Source organism: Sorangium sp. So ce327 (genome assembly GCF_051530205.1).
Classification (GTDB): Bacteria; Myxococcota_A; Polyangia; order Polyangiales; family Polyangiaceae; genus Sorangium; species Sorangium cellulosum_B.
The window spans coordinates 4,850,385-4,873,490 of sequence record NZ_CP150330.1 but is presented as its reverse complement, the minus strand read 5'-3'; the positions used below and the strand labels follow the sequence as shown (position 1 = coordinate 4,873,490).

The following is a 23,106-nucleotide window of genomic DNA, read 5'->3' as shown; positions in this document are numbered from 1 at the left end:
CGCCGGAGCGACGATGAGCAGCGTCGGCAAGAAGGAGATCGCCACCAAGAAGAGCGGCCACGGCGCGGTCGCGCCCGGCGCCATCAGCCCGGTCAGCCCGCCGGCGCCCCCCGTGCCGACGCCGTTCCTGTACACGGCGCGCAGCGCCAACAAGACCGGGACAGAGCACAACTCCAGCTACTGGATCTGGGACACGCAGGCGCTGGTCGAGGGCAGCCAGATGAGCGTCGACCCGCCCGCGAACGCGCCGTCGAAGACCGCCGGCGGCGACCTCGTGACACACGCCGACACGAAGATCGCCGTCATGAAGACCGGCTCGATGGTCGTGAAGGCGGCCGGCAAGAACGTGTGCGGGACCGGCGATCTCGTGAACATGAACGTGCTGACCGCCGAGCAGAGCATCGCTCAGATGGTCGTTCCCCTGCTCAACAAGGTCGATCTCGCCCGTGCATCGAAGTCGACAGCCCACGCGCACAGGGTCAACGAGGAGTACTATCGCGCGTTCCACCCCGAGCGCGCCAACCAGACGAACGTCGGCGATCCGATCGACGTCGGCACCGGCTTCGTTGTCGACGAGGGCACGGACCTGAGGCTGCCCGGACCGATCGAGCTGGTGTGGCGGAGGACGTACTCGTCGGGCTACCACAAGAGGACGACGGCGCTCGGCAAGGGCGGTTGGGTGCACTCCTTCGAGCAGTGGATACAGCCGAGCGAGCGGGTGATCCGGCTCCACGACGAGGAGGGGTTGCCTGTCGACTTCGCCGTCCCGCCGCCGGACGGGGTCAGCTTCCACCGGGGCCGGCGCCTGGAGCTCCGCGCCGTGGGCAAGCGCTACCAGGTCCGGAGCCTGAAAGACCGGCTCGTCCGGGAGTTCAGCGCGCTGCCGAACGGCCGCTTCGCGCTCGCCGCGATCACCGATCCGTACCAGCACCGGATCGAGCTCGAGTACCGCGGGAGCTCGCTCGTGCGCATCGCCGGCAGCTGCGGCCGCGACGTCCGCGTGATGAGCAACGAAAGAGGCCGCGTGGTCCGCGTCGAGGTCTGGGCGCGCGCCCCGGGGAGCGACGGGGCGCCTGCGCTCCAGACCTGGTTCGATTACGGCTATCATGTCGAGGGGACGCTCGCCTCCCACACCAACGCGCTCTCGCACGTCAAGCGATGGGAATACGACGGTCTGCACCGCATGGTGAAGACGACGGCGCGGAACGGGATCTCGTTCCGCTACGAGTACGACGAGGAGACAGGCCGGTGCGTGCGGACCTGGGGCGACGGGGGCCTCCACGACGTCCGCCTGGTGACCGACGACGACGCGGGCGAGGCGCGGACCCACGGCACGAGCCGCGCGCGGCGATATCACGTGAAAGACGGCATCGTGGTGCGCGAGGAGACGTTCGACGGCGGCTGGGCGTCGGAGCGCGAATTCGATGCGGACCGGCTCGTGATCCGCCGGGGCAACGCCGCCGGCGAGGCGATCACGTACGAGCACGACGCGCGCGGGAACCTGGTGAAGGAGACCAACCCCGCGGGCAACGTCACCGCGTGGGAGATCGCGGGCGACGCGCCGGTGCGGCGGGTCGACGCGGCGGGCCTCGAGACGCGCTACGGGTACGACGCCCACGGCGCGCTGGTGAGCGTCACGCTCCCGACCGGCGCGTCCTTCAGCCTGGCGCGCGACACGGACGGGCGCGTCGCCGGCGCCTTTGGCCCGAACGGCACGCTCGCGACGTTCACGTACGACGAGCACGGGAACGTCGCGTCCGAGACCTCCGGGCGCGGCGAGACGACCTGGTACCACCACGACGCGCTCGGCAGGCCCGTGGCGCGGATCGAGGCGTCGGGCCATGTCACGCGAACGGAGCACGATCGGCTCGGCCAGGTGCTGGCCAGGGTGCGGGCCGACGGGACGCGGCTGGCGGTGACGTATGATCCGGTGGGAAACGTCACCAGCACGACCGACGCGGCGGGCAGGACCACCCGCTTCGAGTACAGCGGAACAGGGCACCTGGCGAAGATCGTCCCGCCGGATGGGCAGGTGGTCGCCCTCCTGCACGACGCCGATGAGCGCCCGGTCGAGATCATCAACGCGCTGCTCGAGCGTTATCGCCTGGAGTACGACCGCGCCGATCGCGTGGTGTCGGAGCGGACCTTCGATGGCCGGCTGATCACGTACCGCCACGATCGTGGGGGGCGGGTCGCGCGGATCGACCATCCCGACGGAGAATGGCGGGAGTTCGCGTACGACAAGCTGGGCAATGTCGTGGAAGACCGCGGGCCCGACGTGCAGATCACCTTCGAGCGCGACGCGCTCGGGCGGATCGTCCGGGCGGTCTGCGCCGACGCGACGGCGAAAGTGGTGACGGAGCTCGAGCGCGACCGGTTCGGTCAGGTCGTCGCCGAGCGCCAGGACGGGCGCACCGTCCGCTACGAATACGACGCCTGCGGCCGGCGCACGGCGCGCGTGGCGCCGGGGGGCGAGCGGACGGAGTACCGCTATGACGACGACGATCTGCTCGTGGGGATCATGCACGAGGGACGAGCGGTATCCATCCAGCGCGACGCCGAGGGGCGGGAGCGGCGCCGCGATTTCGGCGCCTGGCGGATCGAGCAGGACCGCGACCCGCTCGGGCGCGTCGTGCAGCAACAGGTGATCTCCGCGGACGCGGCGGGCGCCGCGCGGCTGACCGTGAGACGGCGGTATGGCCACGACACGGCAGGCCGCCTGACGTCGGTGAGCGACGGGCCCGACGGGCAGGGCGGCATCACCACGACGTACCGCTACGATCGCGCGGATCAGCTGCTGGAGGCGGCGAGCAGCAGGCTGCGGGAGGCGTTCGCGTACGACCCGACGGGCTCCCTCGTGGGCGCGGTGCGCGGCGCCGGGTCACCGGATCTCGCGCAACGCTGGTCGCTCGGCCCGGGGAACGTGCTGAGAGCGGCGGGCGGCGCGCGCTATCTGGTCGACGGTCGCGGCAGGCGTATCCAGCGCATCGAGAAAGGCGGGGCCGGCGGCGGCGGCGAGAAGGTGACGCTCTACGGCTGGGACACCAGGGATCGGCTCAGGGAGGTCGTCCTCCCCGACGGCAGGCGGGTGCGCTTCACGTACGACGCGTTCGGCCGGCGGGTCCGGAAGACCGTCCTTTCGCCGTGGGATCGCGCGTCCCTCGAGGCGGGCCTCGAGGGCGGGGCGAGCGGGGGCGCGAAGGTGGAGGCGTCGGTCGATTTCCTGTGGGACGGCGACGTCGTCTGCGAGGAGAGACACCGCACGAAAGAGAGCGAGCGAACCCGGATGCATGTCCACAAGCCAGGAACGTTCGTTCCCCTGCTGCAGGTCGAGGCCGGAACGGTCTTCGGTGTGGTCGTCAATCAAGTCGGTACGCCGACGGAGCTCATTGACGAGCTCGGGCGCGTGGCGTGGCGGGCTCGTCATGGGGTATGGGGCGACATCGTATCGGTCGAGCGCGATCCGAATACCTTGCCTGTCGAGAGCCCGTTTCGGCTGCTGGGCCAGATCGCGGACGACGAGACGGGACTGTGCTCGACGAGGTTTCGGTACTTCGATGCGGCGCGCGGGCGGTGGCTGTCGCCGGACCCTATCAACATCGAGGGTGGGTTGAACCTGATGGCGTTCGACGGCGCGCCGACAGAGGTCGTGGACCCGTGGGGTCTGGCCGATAATTGGGAACCGCATTCGGCCGGTACCCAGGACTGGAGCGACGGGAAAGGCACGCATTTTTATACGCCCGGCGGCGGTGTCGAACTCGGGGTTCGAACCAACAGCAGTGGCGGGGTCATATTCAGCAGAGTCGCCGGGACGGAGTCCAGCACCGACGAGATAGACCGCAGGATCACCGCCGCGGACGACCGGTTGAAAAGCAACGCGGCCTGGCGGTGGCAGCTGCTCAGGAATCTCTCCGAGGGCATCCAGAGTGCTTCGACCGGGAGCGCGACAGCAAGGCGCACCGCAGCGGCGATGGAACCGGTGAGAGCCGCCCTGGCGAGGTTGATCGCCCACAAGGGCCACTGACATGCGTCTACCTCACCCGACGGTCGAATTCATGGATGACCTCGTTGTACGCCACGCGCCCGAGGTCGAGCTCTACGAGCGACTCGGATTTCCTGACTGGTTTACAGAGCTCAACATCGAAGCCCAGTGCCTGACCTATGGCCCCCCGGAGTGCGAAGTCACCGTCAAGGGGAGTCGAGTGCTTTGCCGTTCTCACGGCCTCACGATGGAGGAATCAGGCGCGTTCGAATGGGATGGCGTGCATCGGCCGACCAACTTCCGAGATTACCGCGCGCGCGTGCAGTTCCTTGCGCCGTCGGTCTCGCCGAGATCGCCCCTCGGTCGTGCGCTCCAGGACTTCCGGCCGACGGACTGGCGCGATCGGAGCGGAGAATGGCTCCGGCTGGTCGACTGGTGGGCGCTGAGCCGTGTGACGCGCGACCGGCACCTGGAGCCGCTGCTGAGGAGCGCGCTGCCGCAGGTCAGCGCGCTTCTCCATGGCGGCCGTTTGACCCCTCTCCGGCTCGCCGCGGAGCTGGTCGCGCCCGGCTTTGCCCGGGATACGCTCGTCGCCGCGGGCCACTGGCCGCCTTCGCGCCTCGGCGTCTCCACGGCACGCCTGGAGGCCGCGTTTCCGGCGCGCTACCCCGACCGGTACAGGGTCTATTGCCGCGCGACCGGGGAGCACCTCGGTCCCTTGTACAAGGTGCGGCCTCGGCTCGACCGCGATCTTCAGGAGGAAGAGCTCTTCGCGGAGGAGGATCGGACAACGAGCTGGCGGCTGGGTATCACCGGCTACGTCCTCACCGGCGATGGCAAGCTCTGGCGACGGGAGAAGCACGGATGGCGTTGCTTCGGCCCCGCGCTGGACGCGCTCCTCGTGCGGCCCCCGAAGACCGAACGAAGGCGCTCGGGCTGACTCCCATGCACGTCACGCTCTCCCTCGATCCCCCGGCGACGACCCGCGCCATCGCGCTCCGGGTCGCGAGCGCGCTCGGCGGCGCGACGCGCGCCGAGATCGACGTGTCCGCGCCGGAGCCGCTCGACTGCGAGGCCCTCACGGGGACGCCCGTGCGCATCGAGATCAGCGGCGACGACGGCGCGACCGCGGTGCACCACGGCATCGTCGCGGGCGTCACCGCGAGCGCCACCGTGGACCCGGGCGCGCAGCGGCTCTACACGCTCGACGTCCGCTCGGCCATCGAGTGGCTGACGCTGCGCAAGGACGCGCGGGTGTTCCGCAGGACGACCGCCGCGGCGATCGTGGAGGAGCTCCTCGCCGGTGTCGGCGTCCGGGACGACGCCTTCGTGAACGAGGCAGAGCCGCCGCCCGAGCGCGACCACGTGACCCAGTGGAACGAGACCGACGCCGTCTTCCTGCGCCGGATCTGCGAGGAAGAGGGCCTGTTCTTCCGGTTCGATCCGAAGGAAGGGTTCGACGCGTTCGTCCTGTGCGACCGGTCCGACGCGGCGCCCGACGGCCTGCCGGATCCCCTGATGTTCGTCGATGAATCGGGCCTGGTTCCGGGGCAGCGCGTGGCCTTCGCCGCCAGGCAGATCCGCAGGCGCCGGCCCGGCAAGGTGGCCCTCCGCGATCACGACCCGGCCAGGCCGGCCGTGAAGCTCGAGGCCAGGGCCGAGGGCGGCCTCGAGCCGGAGAAGGCCGTGGAGGTCTACCAGGCGCCCGGCCGGTTCCGGACCGACGGCGAGGGGCAGCGCGAGGCGACGCTGCGGCTCGAGGCGCTGCGGGCCGACGCCGATGTGCTCGAGTTCGACACGACGGCCCTCGAGCTCCGCCCCGGCGTGCAGTTCGAGGCGGACGCGACGCTCGCCGTGGGGCTGGCGCCGAGCGGCAAGTACTTCGTCGTCGAGACCTCGCTGACGTGGCGCGCGGGCGAGCCGGAAGGCCGGATGTCCGTGAAGGCGATCCCGCTCGGCGTGCCGTACAGGCTCCCGCGTGCCACCCCTCGCCCGCGCGTCCCGGGGATCCTGAGCGCCACGGTGACCGGGGCGAGCGGCGAGGAGATCCACACCGACGCGGCCGGCTGCGTGCGCGTCACGTTTCCCTGGGATCGCGGGGGCCCGAAGGACGAGACAGCGAGCCTGCCGATCCGCGTGATGCAGGCCCATCTCCCGGGGTCCATGCTCGTCCCGCGCGTGGGCTGGGAGGTCCTTGTGGGCTTCGAGGACGGCGATCCGGATCGGCCCTACGTGCTCGGACGCTCCTTCAACGGCCGGCAGCTGCCAGCGTTCGGGTTGCCCGCCAACAAGACGATGACGGCGTTCGGCACGGTGAGCTCTCCCGGCGGCGGCAAGGCCAACATGGTCACGCTGGAGGACGCCGCCGGGCGGCAGCACATGGTGTGGAACGCCGGCTTCGGCAAGACGACGACGGTCGGGGCCGACATGCAGAACCAGACCGTGGGGTTCGAGAACATCCACATCAAGGGAGCGCAATCGTGGCAGATCGGCGGCAATGAGACGCTGTCGCTCGAGAACGCGTGGACGGTCGGCGTCGACAGCCAGACGGCTTCTGTCGGTGGCAATCAGGACATCACGATCAACGCCACCGGCATGACGAAGGTGGGGAGCGAGACCGTCTCGATCGGCGCGAACCTCATCGAGCAGGTGGGCGATCCGATCAGCGGGCTCAAGGGTTTCGCGGAATCGGCGGTGCTGGCCGGGGTCGGCCAGATCCCCGGGGTCGGCGCCGCCCTCTCGAGGGGCTACACCTGGGGAAAGGCGCTGGGCGAGGGATACCGTCGAGGCGGGTGGAGCGGCCTGGGAACGGCCGCGGTGCGGACGGGCCTTGGCGAGATCGCCGGTCGGATCCCCGGCGGCGACGCCATCGTCGCGGCCGCGGACAGCGCCGGGCTCACGCCGTGGTCCGAGCAGGCCCAGCAACGCGCGGCCGAACGGCAGGGCGGAGGCGGCGCAGCGGGCCCCGGCGGCGCGGGCGCCGGTGCGGCCGCCGCCGCGCCGGGGCACCGGAAGCTGGTCGTGAACGGCACGACAACCGAGGTGATCGGCGCCGTCCACGCCATCCAGACGCCGGGGTCTCTCAAGTGGACGACCCTCGGCGCATCGAGCTTCGCCATCGGAGGGAGCCACGCCACCTCCGCCGTCCGCATCTCGCGCCTCACGATGGCCGCGTCGGCGGACACCGCGGCGGCGACCTCCCTCCGGGCGAGGGCCGGGCTCGGGCGCAACGTCAAGACCGCCCATACCCTCAAGGCGGGCGGCGCCATCCAGCTCGATGCCGGCGCGGAGTTCGCCGTGAAGGCCAGTGGCGCGCTGTCGATCCAGGCGGGCGGGGCCATCACGCTCGACGGCGGCACCGTGGTGTTCGACGTCGGCGACGGCGCGTCCACGGTCTCGGTGCACGGCGGCGGGCTCACCCTCGAGTCCGCGACGATCACCATCAACGGAGAGACCCAGCACACTGGCAAGGAGAACGCCGGCTGATGGCGCTCTCCGTCGCCGAGATGGCCCTTGTCTCGCCGCTCGGGTCGAGCCCGAGCGAGCACGTCTTCTTCCATCGAGCGGAGGTCAATCCGCACGCGAGCGGCGCGTTCACGACCCGCGACGGGGAGGCCCTCCCCGTCCACCACTGCCCGTGGATCGCCGCTTCACGCCCGTGGTCGTCGCGGATCCGCCTGCTCGCGAAGCAGGCCCTCGCGCGCGCGGCGCCCGGGTCGAGGAAGACACCCATCCTCCTCGTCGCGCCCCGCGAGGCGCTGGAGGGCGAGGCGGACGTCGCGCGGTTCCTGACGCTCGCGGGTCACGCCGTGGTGAGCCAGCGATCGGGGGCAGCGGGGTATGTGCTGGCCCTGAAGGAGGCGGAAGATGTTCTCCGGCAGGATCCAGAGGTGGTGGTGCTCGCTGTCGACTCTCGGATCCACCGGCCGGACATCGAGCGGTGGCTCGAGCTGCGCTATTCGGCCTTCACGCGCAATCCGCTGCCCCCCTCGGAGGGCGCGGCCGCGATGCGGCTCGTCGCGGGCGCGCAGGCGCCGCTCGCGGGCAAGGTGCACTCGTACGCCGTCGCGGAGAGCGAGGCGCGCGACGACAACGATCTGCCCACGGACGGCGCCGCGCTCACGCGCGTGTTCGCGGCGCTCCGGCTCCGTCCGACGGTGCCGCTGGTCGTCGGCCCTCGCGACGTGGATCCGCTCCGGATCCGCGATTTCCACCTCGCCTCCGTGCGTCACCACGCGAGGCTGGAGCGCGCGGAGATGCCGAGCTTCGAGGGGCAGATCGGCGCCCTCGGCAGCGCCGCAGGCCTGATGTCGGCGGTCTTCGCGCTGGCCTGGCTGCGGCACGGGCTCCCTCTCCCCGGGCCGGCGCGCGAGCGTGTCGCGCTGGCCTGGGCCCGATCGCACGATGGAACCGTGGGCGCCGCGCTCGTGGGAGACGAGCGGTCATGAGCGTCCGGCAGGCTTCTGCTGGGCTCCGGCGGGTGCTCCCCTCCCCGCCCCTCACCGAGCGAGAGCCGCCGCGCGCGGATCGGGATCTGCACGCGCTCGCGTGGCAAGGCGAGGTCCGCCTCGACGCCGAGCGGGCAGCGGGGGTCACCGCGGCGCTCTGGCAGCGGCACGTACGGACCGGTCTCCTGGAGCGGGCGCTGGTGCTGGGGGCCGATCACCGCGCGGGGCCGCACCTCGATCGGCCCGAGGCCGCGCGCCGCCTCCTCGCGCACATCGACGCGCTCGCGGAGGCCGGCCTGACGCCCGTCGAGCTCGCCGCGTTCGCGGAGGAGGCGGACCTCGAACACCCGGGCACTTTGTGGGCGCTGGCGCTCCTCTTCGGCTGCCTGGAGGTGCATGGCGTGGGGGACGCGTTCGAGGCGTGGCTCACGTCCCTGGACGGCTCGGCCTTCCCCACCTACCGAGGCATCGTCGAGCTCGCCGACGCGATAGCGACCCAGCCGAGCGCGGATCTGCGTGAGCGCGCGCGGCGCTGGGCGGCGCGCCTGGAGCAGCCGGTCCTCTCCGCGATCGCGCTCGAGGTGACGCCTCCCGGCGAGCTCCCGGGTGACGCGCTCGCCGCCCTGGCGCGGGCGCAGAGCCCCATCGTCCAGGCGGCCCTCGAGCGGCATCTCTCGCGGGCGCCGCGTGGCGCCGCGCTCGCCGCGCCGGGCCGCGCGTCGTGGCTCGACGTGGCGACCCCTGCGTTCGCCCACGAGGTGGCGCGCGCGCGCATCCTCCAGCGGGACTTCGAGCCGCTGCACCGGGTACGGAGCATGGATCCTCGCGCCGTCGCCGCGCTCGGCCCGTACGCGCTCGACGTGATCGCGCTCGCGGGGGATGCGGGCGATCAGGCCCTCGCGCGCGATCTCGCGGCGGGGTTTCCCACGACCCCGCGCGCGCTCGACGCCATGGGGCGGATCGGGCTGCCTTCCCTGTTTCCGCGCCTCCTCGCGGAGGTGGGGAGCGACGAGCTCCACGAGGACGCGCACGGCGCGCTCGTGACCGCGCTCGGATCGCGCGTCGCGTGGCCCTCCGTGAAGGCGTGGGAGGAGGTGATCGCGTCCCTCCCCGCGACCGCCGCGCCGGCGCGCCTCCGGGGGGGCGAGCCTCATTCTCCGCGATCGGTGCTCGAGGAGATGAGGCGCCCGGACCTGTCCGCCGAGGCCTTGCGCGTGCGCGCCGACGAGCTCGTCGCGTGGGCCGGCCGACCGGCGCAGGTGGCGTGGGACGCGTTCGGGGCGACATTGGAAGGAGCCTTGTCCGAACTGGCTCGCCTCGCGCGCTGAGGGCTTATGTCACAGGAGACGGTCATCTCGCTGGAATCGTACGCTGCCGTGATGGCCGGCCTCGGGGCGGGGCTCGACCTGCGGCGAGCCCTCGCGCACGCCGGCGTCGCTCCGGCGGCGTGGGAGCAGGCTTCCGAGCAGTGGCAGGCCAGGATCGACGAGAGCGCGGCGTCGGATCTCGCCGTGCTGGTGGCCTTCGACGCCGCCCTGCTGACCGCGAAGCGGCGGTTCGAGCCGACGTTCGAGCCCATCGAGTCGGATGTCCGCGCGTGGGCCCATTTCCGCCGGCACTTCGTGACCGCGGCGGAGCCGATCGCATTCCTCGCGCGCCACGACCTCGATCTCGGGACGTACGCGCGCATCGAGGCGGGCTGGGCGAACCGCGTCCTTCTGGATGAGATGCTCGCCGCGACGCTTCGAGGCCACATGGAGGGCGCTCTCGAGGACTGTCCTGCCCTGACGAGGACACCTTCGCCGCTGCTCGCCGCGACGGACGCGGAGCCGGCGCCGGCGATGGTCGTGGCGTCGCCGGCGGTCGTGGCGTCGCCGGCAGTCGTGGCGTCGGCCGTCGTGGTGCCGCAGGTCGTGGCGCAGCAGGTCGTGCAGCCACCCGCGGTGGTTCAGGCGCAGGTCGCGAGCGAGATCGTGGAGCCGCCTCGGTCGCCTCCGCCTCCGACGCCTCCGTCGATGCGCGACGCTCGTGCTGCCCCGGCGAGCATCCAGATGGGGACGACCGTGGCGGTTTCGGCCGTCCCGTTCCCGGAAGGCCTGCCGTTCCAGCGGCCCGCCCCGCCGGGTCAGGCGAAGGCGGAAGAGGCACCGCCGCCCATCCCGCTGGAGCGGTATGCGGTGATGCTCGCCGACCACACGCTCTTCGGCATGACGGAGGCGCAGCTCTGCGAGAAACACCAGCTGACGCCGGCGCAGCGGGCGCAGGCATTCCAGTACTGGAAGGGTCGAGTCGACTCGGACGCCGCGCTCAGGGGCCGCGTGAAGGTCGCGGTGGATCGTTATCAGGCAGCCCGCGCCAAGGCGGGACAACACGCTCCCGAGCGCTCGTCCCCACCACAGCCGGCCATCGCGCAGGCGCCCAACCCTCCGGCCGCCGAGCGGCGCGTCGACTTCAACAGGACCGTCGATCCGGGCGAGGTCGTGATGTCGCCCATCTTGCCGTTCGTGGCCGGTTCCTCGCCCGCGCCGAGGCCGACCGCGAGCGCGAGCGCCGAGCCGCAAGGCGGCGCCGGCGGGCCCGGTCAGCTCTCGCTGGAGCAATACGCGTCGCTCACCGTCGATCTCTCGCTCGATCCGGAGCGCACCCCGGAGACGCTCCGTCGCTACGGCCTCACGCCCGCGCAGAGGACGCTCGTGGACGCCACCTGGGCGGCGAGGCTCGCCCAGAACGCCGCCGAGCGCAGCGCGTTCGAGGCGGCCCGTGCCTCGTACCGAGCGTGGCGCCTCCGCAACACGAGCAAGCCGTGATCGTGCAGGCGCGCGGCGCGCGGTACGCGGCGCGCGAGAAGCTCCCGGTCTCGACAGTGGGCGGCGACGAGCAGCTCGATCGCGGCAAGCGAGACCATGATCTGTGCTGAAATGGCACAGGTGACGTTCCCTCGCGCGGACTACTGCACCCGGAGGAACGGATCTACGGATGGGGTGTCCAGGGAAGATTGGAGGACACGCCATGAAGACTGTCATCATTCGGAAGAACGCTTCGGAGTCCGACGCGTGGACGCTCGCCGAGCGCCCCGCACCCAGGCCCGGTCCGGGGCAGGTGCTCGTGCGCGTCCGCGCCGCGTCGCTCAACTACCGTGACCTCATGGTCGTGCGCGGCCTGTACGGCGGGGAGCGCAAGGACGAGCTTGTCCCGCTGAGCGACGCGGCGGGCGAGGTGGTCGCCGTTGGAGCGGGCGTGCGGCGCTGGAAGGAGGGAGATCGCGTGATCTCGACGTTCTTCCCGGCGTGGGCCTCGGGGCCGTTCCGGAGGGAGTACAGCGCTGCGACGCTCGGTGCGGGCGGGAACGACGGAGTGCTCGCGGAGCTTGTGGTGTTCGGGGAGGACGCGATCGTCCGCGCGCCGGCGCACCTCGGGTTCAACGAGGCGGCGACGCTGACGTGCGCCGGGGTGACGGCGTGGACCGCGCTGTTCGAGTCGGGGCCGCGGCCGGCGCCGGGGGCGACGGTGCTTGTCCAGGGGACCGGCGGGGTGTCGCTGTTCGCGGCGCAGCTGGCGCGCGCGGCGGGGCTGCGCGTGATCGCCACGTCGTCCAGCGCAGCGAAGATCGAGCGGCTGCGCGCGCTCGGGGTGACCGAGGCGATCGATTACCGGAAGCAGCCGGAGTGGCACGAAGAGGTGCTGCGGCTGACAGGTGGCGAGGGGGTGGACCGGGTGATCGAGGTGGGCGGCGCGGGGACGCTGCCGCGATCGATGCAGGCGGTGAAGACGGGGGGCGTGGTGAGCTTGATCGGGCTGCTCAGCGGGGTTGGGAGCCAGATCGATCCGATGCCGATCCTGTTCAGGGCGATCCGCGTCGAGGGGACCGTGGTTGGGTCGCGGCAGGCGACCGTGGAGCTCGGGGCGGCGCTCGAGCTGCACGGGATCCGGCCGGTGGTTGATGAGGTCTTTCCGATCGAGCGGGCGAACGAGGCGCTCGCGAAGCTCGCGGCGGGGAAGCACTTCGGCAAGGTGGTGATCGGGCTCGACTGAGGCGAAGCGGCGGTGAGGAGGGAGTGGCAGCGATGGCCGAGCCACCTCACCCTGGAAACGCCACCAGCAGATGCGCAGCGGTCCCGCGTACTCGATCGCCGTGTCCGAGAGCGTCAGGGGATGGTCGGCTCGCTGCGCAGGGGTTCACCGCGGCTCGTGGTGCACCACCTGCCGTCCGCTGCCCCTTCGAGGATGCCGAGCTCGCCCAGCACACGCAGAAGGCGGCGCGCCCGCTCCTCCGGCAGGCCACAACGCGCCGCCACTTCCGTCTCCGTCGCAGGCAACACATCGATGACGCCGAGCTCCACCGCTGCCGCCAGGGTCTCGGTCTTCCAGAGACCCACCAGATCCGCAGAGAGCGCCGCGAGCTCGCTTCGCAAAGAGGCCCGCAGCACGTTCACCGTGCGCCCCGTCTCATCGATGATCTCCAGCGATCCATCGAGGCGCTCGACACGCGCCTGGCCATTATAGAACGGCTCCACCATGGCGAACCGCTGAGCATACGCAGGCTGCCCGCGGCCATCCACGTGCATCCACCCCCGCTCGTCGCGGGCGCGCGCAAAGCCCTTGTGGAACACGTCCAGGTCGAGATAACGGCGACCGTGGACGAGCTCGCCGCGTGCATCGATATGCGTGGAGCGGCCATCCTCGCCCTGTGCGACCGCGATGCCATCGCGGTAATCGCCCGCGTAGCGCCACCGCGCCGCATAAACAGGACAACCGGCCTGATCGATGTGGCCATAGAGTCCCTCGCTGTCGCGGACCACGCACCGACCGTCCTGGTAGTTGCCGCACCAGGAGTACCGCTCTGGATAGAGCTCGGCGCCATCCGGCAGGATGTGATGCCAGCCCTCGGGAGCCGAGACGGCAGCGCGCCCTTCATAGAAACCGAAGGTCCTCTCGAACCTCCGCGCGTAGGCGGGCTCCCCGCGCGCATCGATGTGCCAGGCCGTGCTGCCGCACCGCACGGGCGAGAGGCCCGGGGCGTGGAACGCGAGCACCTCCTCGAAGCGTGCGGAGTAGAGCGGCTCGCCGTCCACGAGGTGGTGCGTCCTCTCCGGGGCGACCCGGGCACATCGCCAGTCGTTCATGGCTCACCGGCCGGCCGCCGCATGTTGCACCCAAGGCAGAGCGCACGGCTCCGGTAGGTCTTGAGCATCCGCAGGTAAGGCTCACCGTTCCATATCTCCATCAGCCCCGCCTCGTGGAGATTGCCGAAATCGCCGAGCGCCCTGCGCTCCGCGTCGGGTGCGCAGCACGGGTCGAAGCGTCCCTCGGCGCTGATCCACACCTCCTGGCCAAGAAACGGGCAGCGACCTCCCGGGGCCAGGTCTTCGGGGGCCGACTCGTCGAGCAGGAAGAGGTTCTCCAGCAGCACGTGCTTGCCGTTCGGCAATGCGCGCTCCGACGCCGCCTCTCGCGCGGCCAGCACGGCCTCGTTCCAGCGCCGGATCGCCGAGGCATCGCGGCGCATCGAGAGCGGCTTGATCTCCTCGAAGTGCGCCCACAGGTGATGTCCCTTGACGCGGTCCACGCCGAGGCGGATCGCGAGCCGCACGATGTCGGCGAGCTCGGCGACGTTCGCCTCCAGGAACGTGAGCTGGAACGTGACCCTGCAGCGGTTCCCGCCGTCGGCGGCGTGCGCGTCGCGGACGGCGATGAACGCCTGCACGTTCTCGAGCACGGCCTCCCAGCGGGCTCCAAGCATGATCAGCTCGTGCGTCTGCCGCGTGGCCCCGTTCCAGGAGATTTTCACGTCGGAGGTGATCGGCACGAGCCGTTCGGCCCATTCCCGGGCCCCCCGTCGCGGGAAGGTCCCGTTCGTGGTCAGGTTGAGCTTGACCCCGTGCTCCCGGCAGATGTCGACGATCTCGTCGAAATGGTCGTACAGGAGCGGCTCGCCCATGGTGGAAGGGATCACCTCGCGGAGGCCACGGCCGGCCGACTGGGCGATCACGCGACGCACGAGCTCGATCGGCATCAACCGGCGCGGCTTTCCAGCAGCCTTCCGCGCCTCCTGCAGAGGGCTGTAGGGCGAGTGCTCCTCGCACATGATGCAGCGGAGGTTGCAGGTGTCCGGGTTCGTGTCGAACGTGATGCGCCACGGCCCCTGGCCGGGCTCGATCCGAGCGGCGTCGCGGCGGGCGATGACCTCGGCGTAGATGCGCTCCATCGCCTCGACGTGGCCTGCAAGGTCGGGCACGTGTCCGGACTCGGACTGCGCATACCCGCGCTGGCCGAAGCGGCGGGCGAGCGCCGGATCGTCTGCGAGGCGCTGCATCTGGCGCGACATCGAGGAAGGGTCGCGGTGCTCGAAGAGGAGGCCGTTGACCTCGTGGTGCACGTACTCGGCCATGCCGCCGGCGTTCGCGGTGATCACCGGCACGCGCGCCTCAAGGGCCTCGTGGATGACGAGCGGCGAGTTCTCGACCCAGATCGATGGCACGACGATGCAATCGACCCTATCGAAGACGTCGCGCACGATATCCTCGTTGCGGTACTCGGGCAGCCACTCCACGCGAGCAGCCGCGTCGCCCGGCAGCCTCTGCGCGATCGCGCGGAGCGCCTCGGTGTCCTGCCCGCGCGGCCGACCCCAGATGCGGAGCCGAGCGTCTCCCCTCACCTGGCCAAAGGCCTCGAGGAGCTGGTGGATGCCTTTCGCGGGGATGTGCGTCCCGATGTACCCGAAGGTGAACGGCTCCCCCGGGGTTCGCGCGCGCCCGACGAGGCGGGAGAGATCGAAGCCATAGTCCAGGTAGACCAGCTTGCGCTCGGGCAGACCGAACGCCTCCCGGTACCGGCGCTCCAGGTAGCGCGCGGGCGCGATGAACAGGTCGACGAGATCGGCCATCTCGCGCGCGTGGCGCATCCGGCGCGCGACCCAGCCTGTCCAGTACGCGACGTCTTCCTCGCGCTCGTCCGGCGCGCCCGAGAAGAAGCGCGCGTAGCAGCGCTCGGCGCACTTCCGGTCCTCCTGGCCGTCACACGCCGCCCACAGATCGTCCGGGCTCGCTGGGTGCGTCTGCATGAACTGCCCGCGCGGGCACATCACCCAGTAGTCGTGCAGCGTGTACACGATGGGGATCCCTCGCCCGGCGGCCTCCGCGACGAGCGAGGTCGAGAGGTGATTGAGGTGGCCGATATGGACCACGTCGGGACGGAGGCGGTCGCAGAGCTCGGCGAAGCGCTGGTCGACACCGGCGTGCCGGTAGCCGTCTCGAACGCGCGGCGTGTTGACGAGGTGGAGCGAAATGCGCGGATCGCCGGTGTCCTTCTCGTGGCGGAGCGCGAAATCCGGCGCGAACGGGTCCTCCTCGCGCGTGAAGACGTGGACCTCGTGGCGGCCGGCGAGCCCGCGACAGAGCGTCTGCGTGTAGACCTCCGAGCCCGCGTTGTAGCGCATCGGGTAGCCGTGGATGACCTTCAGGATCTTCATGTATTCTCCTCTGCATCGCCACGCCCCGAGGTGCTACCTGGACGCCTTAGCAACAGCGTAAGGCTCTCGCGCGGGGGGTTCTCCGCCTGTCAGCAGCAGCCGTAGAAATGGAGTATGCCGGACTCGCTCGCCCGCGCTTCACAGAGCCATGCTCTGACACCCGAGATGTAAGCGGCCACAGCTGCAAGCTGGGCGATGGAGGTGTGCATGCCGGTGAGAAGTTGAATAGGAGAGATATTGAAGTACCCCAAAACCGGAAGTGTCGAGCGCGGACACGAGCGCGCTGCTGACCGACCCCTCAGAGCCGGCCACGGTAATGATTTGGATCACCGCATGCTCCGACAGGAATGGGGCGAGCTCCCCCACTCCGCGCGACGCGGCGGGAAGCTCCCCCTCGGATTGCCTACCGATGCTTGCCGCCAGAACGTCGCACGCTGGCGGGCCTCGCCTTGGGGGCGGACTGCGCCGAAGGCCGCGCAGACTCGGCCCGCGCCTCAGACGCTAGACGTTGCGCCGCTTCGGGCGAAGCGCCGCGCGAACGATGATAGTCAGGGTGCTGTTCGTTGAGCTGGTTAGCGTGGTTATCCAGCTCGTGCTTGGAGGCGGGATCCTGATTCATTGTGGGCTCCGTTCCGACGTTTTGTCGGGATTGCCCATCCCATCTACCATCTCCCCCATCATGGCCGCCCGGAGCGAGAGCACACGCCGCATCGTGCGACGTGGGAGAGGTATTAGGACGGCGGGTCGCGGAATACTTCCGGCACCGGTACATCCTCAGCCGAGCAAGCCCGGTCGCCCTGACCCAGAGGCGCATAGAGGTGTAGCGGCCCGCTCGTAACGTGGCGGAGTGACGGCGCCGCGTCAAGGGGGTCACACCCAGCCTACGAGACGAACGCGGCTGTAGCCGGCGCACAATCGTGCTCCTCCGGGCCAACGGTGCGGCTAGCGGAGATACGTTACCCTGGAGCAGGACTCATCCGGAATCCGTCCTAAGCGTCACCATCCGGCATTGAACGGGTGGCTCTCAGCCGACGAGTGCGATCCGCACAGCCTCAGCCAGAGACTGAACCGGCCGAATATCGAGCCGCGCCGCGATATCCGGCAGCCGTGCGAGCTCTGGCGCATTCGCGGCCGGCATCATCACGGTCCTTCGACCGTGCTGCAGAGCTGCACTGAGTTTCTCCGGAATACCACCCACGGGATTCACATTCCCATGGATGGACAGCTCACCAGTCACCGCGAGTGCCTTCGCTACCCGGCGGCCGGTCGCCGCCGACAGCATCGCCAACGCGAAGGCGAGGCCCGCGCTTGGCCCGTCCTTCGGCTGGGCGATGTTCACGAGGTGCACGGACATTCTCTTCGCCCGGAGCCGTTCGGGCGACAGTCCGAGCTCGGGGCCGAGGTTCAACAACGCGTCGTAGGCCGCCCGCACCGAGTGCTCCAGCACCGCCCCTCGCAAGCCCGTAACCGAGAACCCGGAGCCCTCCACGTGTGCACATTCCACGAAGCCGACGTCTCCACCGCCGCGCTCCGACACGAGCAAGATCGTGATCTTGCCGACGAGCTCCCGTTGGTTTGCTTCAACGTCCTGCTCCATGAGGAGGTGCGCTTGCGTGACGTCCGGCGCGTCGTGTGGCCGCATCCCCGGGAAGACGATCATCTTGGGGCGATACTCACCCGGGGCCATCTTCACGAGCTGCTCGTGGACGCGCTGCCGCAGCTCGACGGCCACCTGGAGCACCTCCTGTCTCCCCGCTTCCTCAATGCGGCCATCGGGGTAGATCATCTTAAGCAGCCCCGCGGCGACCCGATGGATCGCGGTCTGATCGCGAATCGTCGCGCCGTCCAGGGTGACGTGCTGTTTCATGTGGTCCTGAAAACGCACGTCCCCACGGAGCTCCCCCAGCACTTCGCCGAAGTAATCCGACACCAGCCCCATGCCGTCAGCGAGCACATCGTCGGAGATCTTGGGAAGTTCCCAGCCAGGTATGAACCCATGGATCCGGTCGGCGATCGCTGTATCGCAGAGGTCTCGCGGGAGCTCTTCGAACAGGTGCGTGTACGCGCGGCTCGGGGACCGGCCGTCGGCGTCTAGGTCGAGGTTGCCGGTGAACAGAAAGCTACAGTCCCCGACGAGCGAGCGGCCGCCCCGGGAGATGTGCCCGGACTCCATATAATCCTTCAGTGAAGCGATTAACGACTTGTCGGGAAACGCCGTGGCGCCGATCTCATCGAAGATCACGACTTTCTTCGTACCGACGATGCCCACGCGCCGACGCATGAGATCGTAGAGGAGGACGGCGGGCGTGGCGCGGGCGCCGGCGAGCAAGTACACGCGAGCGCTGAGATTCCTCAGGAGGTAGCTCTTGCCGGTGCCCCGGGGCCCCATCTCGATGAGGTTCACGTTTGCTTGGACCAAGGGGACGAGTCGGCTCAGAGCGAGCAATCGCAGGCGCGTCGTAGGGAACGCCTCGGGGCGATAACCCGCGCTCGTGATGAGTAACTCGATCCACTCCTCGAATGAGAAAGAAGCGCGTGCCCGGCGGAAGAGGTCCATGTCCGCGCGCGTGAGCTGATATGGCGTAAAATCCTCGACGAAGATGCGCGGCTTCGGGCCCTGGGTATCGTAGCGGAGCGCCGTGCTTCCCCAGAGACCGCCATAGAGCAGCTCGGGATACTTTTCGACGAGAGACGCTGGGATCTGGAGATCCTGACCGTCGAGCTGGGCGATGCGAGCGATGTGCTCGTTTCGCTCGGGCTTCGGTTCGACATCGAGCAATGCGATGAGCTTAGCCTGTCCTTCCCGCATGAGCCGCGAAATGAACTCCCCCTTCCGATCGGCGTCGACGCTGAAGCGGCGGATGCGATCTCGCACCTCGCCGACGCTGAGCGCAGCGTTCTGAGAGCGGGCTGTGGCTAGTAGAAATTCGGTAACGAACCGAGGCATCAGTTCGAAGCCGGCTTGAAGCGCCTGGCGCTTGTCGACGACTAGAGTTCCGAAGACGCCTTCAATTTTTTCGCGCAGCGCTATGTCCATAGATTGCTCGTCGTTCCTCGCATCATCGGTCTACTTGAAGATATCGTCGAGCGCCCCGAGGTTGCGCTCGTTCACCGGCGTCTCGGCACGTCCGGTTCGTCCGGGCGCGTCTGCGGCGCGGACCGCAGGAGCGCCGGACGCGGTGGCCGACGGAGCGGCGTGATGCGTTGCGGGCGTAGGAGCGGTGGCGGATACTGCCGCGCGCGCATATCCCGTCGGTGCCGAAGTGTACATTGCACGTGCCGGGGTGACGTGTACCGACGCGCCGTGCAGGAGATCGAACACGTGGTGCACGATCATCTCCACCGCCTCGGCGACATCTTCGTCGGCGCCGGCTGCCTCCAGGTTGAGGCGCCGGAAATCCACGAGGAGCTCATCCCACTCGTGAGGGGAGAGCGTCCTCATGAGGCTTGCGATGGTCGCTTCCGGGCTCGAGCTACTGCGGGACCAGCCGCGCAACTGGAGCGCTAGCATATTCGCGTCCAGCTGACCGACACTGAGCCCACGCATTGCCGTCTGCAGATACGCCTCAGGCCAGCCCGGCGACCTGTCTCGATAGACGGACGGTGCCGCGGTCAGGAACTGAAGCCGCAAGGCCGCGAGCTCATAGTCCGAGATGCGGAGGCGTGGCGTAGCCGCCGGGGCAGCTTGTGGTGCGCTCGGTACGAAGATGATCGGCGTCAGCACGTCTCGAGCTGGAGACGCCGGGACGGCGCCGGTCCGACCCAGCGGCTTACTACCAGCACGCGGCGGCGTGGACCGGGCCGGGAGGGTCGCAGGCGGCTCCGAGGCGAGCCGGAGACGAACCTCTGTATAGATGCCAGGGCTTTCGTCCTCGAGCGTGAGGGGCTCCTCGGAGCCATCCAATGCCATTTCCAGGCCGACCTCGTTCAGCGCAGAGACCAGCGCATGGAAACGCGTAGTGCGGAGGCGTTGCGGGACGTCGAAACCGAGGCGTTCTAGCACGTACGCCATCGGGCGTGGGCTACTCCAGACGCCATGCCCTAGCCGATGAATGCGGAGCTGCCAGCGCGCGCGGGCGGCGGCGTCGCTTGCGCCCGGCGTGCCATCGGCGTCTTCGCGATTTCTGTCACTCTCCTCGCTCTCGCCATCCTCATCGTAGTTCTCGTCTGGGTCGTCGGCCTCGTCGTCCTCATCGGCCTCGTCCTCGTCACCATCGTCGTCTTCGTCAGCCTCGCCATCGTCACTCTCGTCAGTGTCACCCTCGTCTTCTTCCGACGCCTCCTCACCTTGATCGAGCGGTGCGGCTTGCACTCCGCGAAACGGCTTCGGGATGCAGTCGAGCGCCAGAACCTGGTAAGCCAGGCGCTCGAGCAGGTCCTTGTCGCTGCCGGTATGCCCCTTGATGTAGACCCACTCGCCCTCCACCTGGACCGGCTGAGCGAGGACCGTTAGGAGGTCCTCACGCCGCAAATTGCTTAGAAACGTATCCAGATCGCCACGGTAGGAGCGCGAGAGCGACGTTCGACGGTCGTCGAGCGCACGGGGGCAGCGTAGGCCACGGGTTTCGCAGAGCCTGGCGAGAGCCTTGCCATCCAGCCGATCGAGACAGAAGCGGATCGCAGACGCCATATCCTTCCTTCCGCGTCGGCACAGCCCTGGCCTGGCGCGACGCTCCCGAGCAACCCATGGTCGTCCTGCCGACACCCGTCAGCCGGCCGATCCTGGGACAGCATACGCGAACCACGTCGTTCGGGTGAAGGGATGACAACGGCTGCGACGGAGGGTCGCTCTCGGACGAATGGTGCCTGGTGACCTCGTCGCCGAAGCACTCCTGCCGTTCTAGACTCCGGCGGAGGCTGATTGCCTTCATTCTCACACCTCTCCGCCTAGGCACCACTGAGCGGCGCTGTGGAAAGAAGGGCCCGCCATCGCGGTAACAGCGTGTCGAGCGAGAGATCGTCCGGAGCTAGGTAGCGTCCGTCCGATCGCCGTCCCCGCGCCGGGAGCGTGACCGTCCCCATTGTTCCGCAGGGTTCCGCCCTGGTAGCCTCCCCACCACACGGTGGCGGCCATCCTCGGGGCTAGGCTCCGGGGCCGAGCTGCCCCTTCCCTGGTCCAGCCATGTCCCTCCGCCTCAGCCCCGCCCATCTCGACGAGATCCTCGCGCTTCAGCTCACGGTGGCGTGGGCCGGTGAGGCTGCCGGTGAGCCGCCTCGCCTCGGGTGGTGGAGGTCCGACCTCGTTGATCCCGAGGCCGGGGGCGATCTGTTTGTTCGACTCCTCCCCAAGACCGCACCCTGGGCGAGCCTCGCGCTGGTGCGCGAGGCCGCGCGACGCGTGGACGAGGCCGGGCGGGAGAAGCTCGCGCGGGGAGACGCGGTCTGGAGCCTGTTCCACCTCGGCTTCTCGGTGGATGAGCAGCTCGCCGATCGTCTCGCGCAGCACCGGCACCAGCGGCGCCCGCCCGCCGAGGTGCTCGGCGCGAGGTTCCTCGTCGGCCGGCCCTGGTCGAAGACCACCTTCGAGTCGATGCTCGCGAGCCTGGGCCAGCCGAAGGTGCAGATCACACCCGCAGGGCGGCGGCTCGACGTGACCGCGGCGTCGCCGGTCGAGGCCGCGGCGCTCCTCGCCGCGGCCCTGCTTCCGCTCTCGGCCAGCTATCCGCTGCCGTTCCTGGAGGCGGTCGCTTGAACGCCGGATCGGTCGAGATCCCGGTCCCCGCGGGGGCGGCCCCGCGAAACTCGATGCCGGATCCGACGCCGGGCGGCGCTCGCCCAGCGGAAGCGACGGAGGTTCACACACGGCTTCTGCGCTGCATGCTGGCCGTCGACGACTGCTACGCCTACTGGCAGCACGTCGATGCGGACGTCGCGCTCGACGCGGATCGGGGCTACGCGTCCGCGGGTCCTTCCGTCGCCGACCGCGCTCGCATCGCGTTCGAGCGCCGCTGGTTCGGTACGAAGAGCGAGGCGCGCGTCCGCACCATCATGACCGACATGATCGAGCGGTTCGACGCCTACCCCGAGGCGCTCGCGCTGTTCCGCCGGCTCGGGACCGTGCCGTCGAATCTGCGACCCTTCCTCTGCCACGTTCACACGCAGCTCGCCGATCCCATCTACCGCCGCTTCACCGGGGAGCTGCTCCCGACGCGCCGCGAGCACGGCCTCACGGCCATCGACCGCGACACGGTCGCCCGGTGGGTGGACGGGCTCCAGGAGGGGCGCTGGGGGGCGAGTACCTGCATCAAATTCGCCTCGAACCTCCTCGCGACGGCGCTGGATGTCGGGCTCGTCAGCGGGCGCCGCGATCCCCGCAAACTGCCCCCGCTCCACGTGCCGGACGAGATCCTCGGGTACGTGCTGTACCTCCTGCGCGACGTCCGCATCGATGGCTCGATCACGGACAACGCCTACCTCCGTTCCTTGGGCGTCACCAAGGCCGCATTCCACTCGTTCGCGGCGCGCATCCCAGGCATCCGATTCGCCGAGCTCGGAGGCGTGATCGACCTCGCGTGGCTCGAACCAAGCCTGACGGCCTGGGGGCTCCGCTACCTCGGGGCAAGCGCATGAGCGGCTACCAGCACCCCACCGAGCTCGATCAGGCACTCGACGCATTGCGCAAGGACCTCTTGCGCGACGAGGGCCCGCAGATCAGCACCGTTCGCAACTACAACTTCGCCATCCTGCCGTACGATCCCGAGGACGAGTTCAAGCTGCGCCGGGCCATTCACGAGCTCTCGGAGACGCTGCGCGACGCGGGCTGGAATACGGGTACCATTCCGCTGAACGCGCTGCTCCTCGCCCGGCTCCGCGCGCAGGGCAGCGATTTCCTGGAGTCGATGATCCAGCGGGAGAAGCGCCTCACCATGGCCAGCGATCCTGGACGAGGCCTGCGGACGCTCAAGGAGCGCGTCGTCACGCTGCTCGAGGGCCCCGAGGGCATCGCAAAGGACGTGATCCGGGAGATCGATCGCATCCTCAACGAGCGATCGAGCAACCCCGATCGCACGGTGATCTTCCTCGGGCGCGCCGGGGCGCTCTACCCGTTCTTCCGCACCTCCGCGCTGCTCAAGCATGTCGCCGGGCACACCCGGAACGTGCCGGTCGTGCTGCTCTATCCCGGCAAGGTCGTCGGCGAGACGGGGCTGTCCTTCATGGGCGTGCTCCCGGCCGACCGCGACTACCGCCCAAGGATCTACCGGTGACCC

14 protein-coding genes are annotated in these 23,106 nt (G+C 69.7%); 10 read left to right on the top strand and 4 right to left on the bottom strand.

The features are described 5' to 3' along the window. Nucleotides 1-13 precede the first annotated feature (13 nt). From WME95_RS18190 to WME95_RS18160, 7 genes are all read left to right on the top strand, one after another. Nucleotides 14-4,024 carry a DUF6531 domain-containing protein gene (locus tag WME95_RS18190; protein ID WP_437909629.1) on the top strand — a complete coding sequence of 1,337 codons (4,011 nt, stop codon included), beginning with the start codon at nt 14-16 and terminating at the stop codon, nt 4,022-4,024. A gap of 31 nt (nt 4,025-4,055) precedes the next feature. Next, on the top strand, nt 4,056-4,922 hold the full coding sequence (locus tag WME95_RS18185; RefSeq protein ID WP_437909628.1) for a hypothetical protein: 867 nt from the start codon (nt 4,056-4,058) through the stop codon (nt 4,920-4,922). A 5-nt stretch (nt 4,923-4,927) separates the two neighbouring features. Then, nucleotides 4,928-7,468 (top strand): type VI secretion system Vgr family protein, encoded by a 2,541-nt coding sequence (locus tag WME95_RS18180; protein ID WP_437909627.1) that lies wholly within the window; start codon nt 4,928-4,930, stop codon nt 7,466-7,468. Continuing rightward, a complete protein-coding gene (locus WME95_RS18175; RefSeq protein WP_437909626.1) occupies nt 7,468-8,430 on the top strand; it encodes a hypothetical protein in 963 nt (320 codons plus the stop codon). Before WME95_RS18180 ends, WME95_RS18175 begins: the two co-directional genes overlap by 1 nt. Continuing rightward, nucleotides 8,427-9,758 carry a hypothetical protein gene (locus WME95_RS18170; RefSeq protein ID WP_437909625.1) on the top strand — a complete coding sequence of 444 codons (1,332 nt, stop codon included), beginning with the start codon at nt 8,427-8,429 and terminating at the stop codon, nt 9,756-9,758. Before WME95_RS18175 ends, WME95_RS18170 begins: the two co-directional genes overlap by 4 nt. A gap of 6 nt (nt 9,759-9,764) precedes the next feature. Next, complete coding sequence (locus WME95_RS18165) at nt 9,765-11,237, top strand: hypothetical protein (RefSeq protein ID WP_437909624.1); 1,473 nt, start codon at nt 9,765-9,767, stop codon at nt 11,235-11,237. A gap of 202 nt (nt 11,238-11,439) precedes the next feature. Beyond that, nucleotides 11,440-12,462 carry a zinc-dependent alcohol dehydrogenase family protein gene (locus tag WME95_RS18160; RefSeq protein WP_437909623.1) on the top strand — a complete coding sequence of 341 codons (1,023 nt, stop codon included), beginning with the start codon at nt 11,440-11,442 and terminating at the stop codon, nt 12,460-12,462. A 113-nt stretch (nt 12,463-12,575) separates the two neighbouring features. Here WME95_RS18160 and WME95_RS18155 read toward each other — a convergent pair whose 3' ends face one another. From WME95_RS18155 to WME95_RS18140, 4 genes are all read right to left on the bottom strand, one after another. Further along, on the bottom strand, nt 12,576-13,553 hold the full coding sequence (locus tag WME95_RS18155) for a methyltransferase family protein (protein ID WP_437909622.1): 978 nt from the start codon (nt 13,551-13,553) through the stop codon (nt 12,576-12,578). Continuing rightward, nucleotides 13,550-15,898, bottom strand: a complete 2,349-nt coding sequence (locus tag WME95_RS18150) for a glycosyltransferase (protein ID WP_437909621.1) — start codon at nt 15,896-15,898, stop codon at nt 13,550-13,552. The genes WME95_RS18155 and WME95_RS18150 overlap by 4 nt, the downstream gene beginning before the upstream one ends. 1,024 nt (nt 15,899-16,922) lie before the next feature. After that, a complete protein-coding gene (brxL, locus tag WME95_RS18145) occupies nt 16,923-18,935 on the bottom strand; it encodes a BREX system Lon protease-like protein BrxL (RefSeq protein WP_437909620.1) in 2,013 nt (670 codons plus the stop codon). Between the two features lie 30 nt (nt 18,936-18,965). Next, on the bottom strand, nt 18,966-20,528 hold the full coding sequence (locus WME95_RS18140) for a hypothetical protein (protein WP_437909619.1): 1,563 nt from the start codon (nt 20,526-20,528) through the stop codon (nt 18,966-18,968). A gap of 492 nt (nt 20,529-21,020) precedes the next feature. Between WME95_RS18140 and brxE the strand changes: the two genes are divergently transcribed. The 3 genes from brxE (at nt 21,021) to WME95_RS18125 (ending at nt 23,103) form a co-directional block, all read left to right on the top strand. Beyond that, entirely contained in the window at nt 21,021-21,590 is a 570-nt protein-coding gene (brxE, locus tag WME95_RS18135; RefSeq protein ID WP_437909618.1) for a BREX-6 system BrxE protein, read from the top strand. Nucleotides 21,591-21,715: 125 nt separating this feature from the next. Further along, on the top strand, nt 21,716-22,468 hold the full coding sequence (locus tag WME95_RS18130) for a DUF1819 domain-containing protein (RefSeq protein ID WP_437909617.1): 753 nt from the start codon (nt 21,716-21,718) through the stop codon (nt 22,466-22,468). Beyond that, a complete protein-coding gene (locus WME95_RS18125) occupies nt 22,465-23,103 on the top strand; it encodes a BREX protein BrxB domain-containing protein (protein WP_437909616.1) in 639 nt (212 codons plus the stop codon). The genes WME95_RS18130 and WME95_RS18125 overlap by 4 nt, the downstream gene beginning before the upstream one ends. The last annotated feature ends 3 nt before the right edge of the window (nt 23,104-23,106 follow it).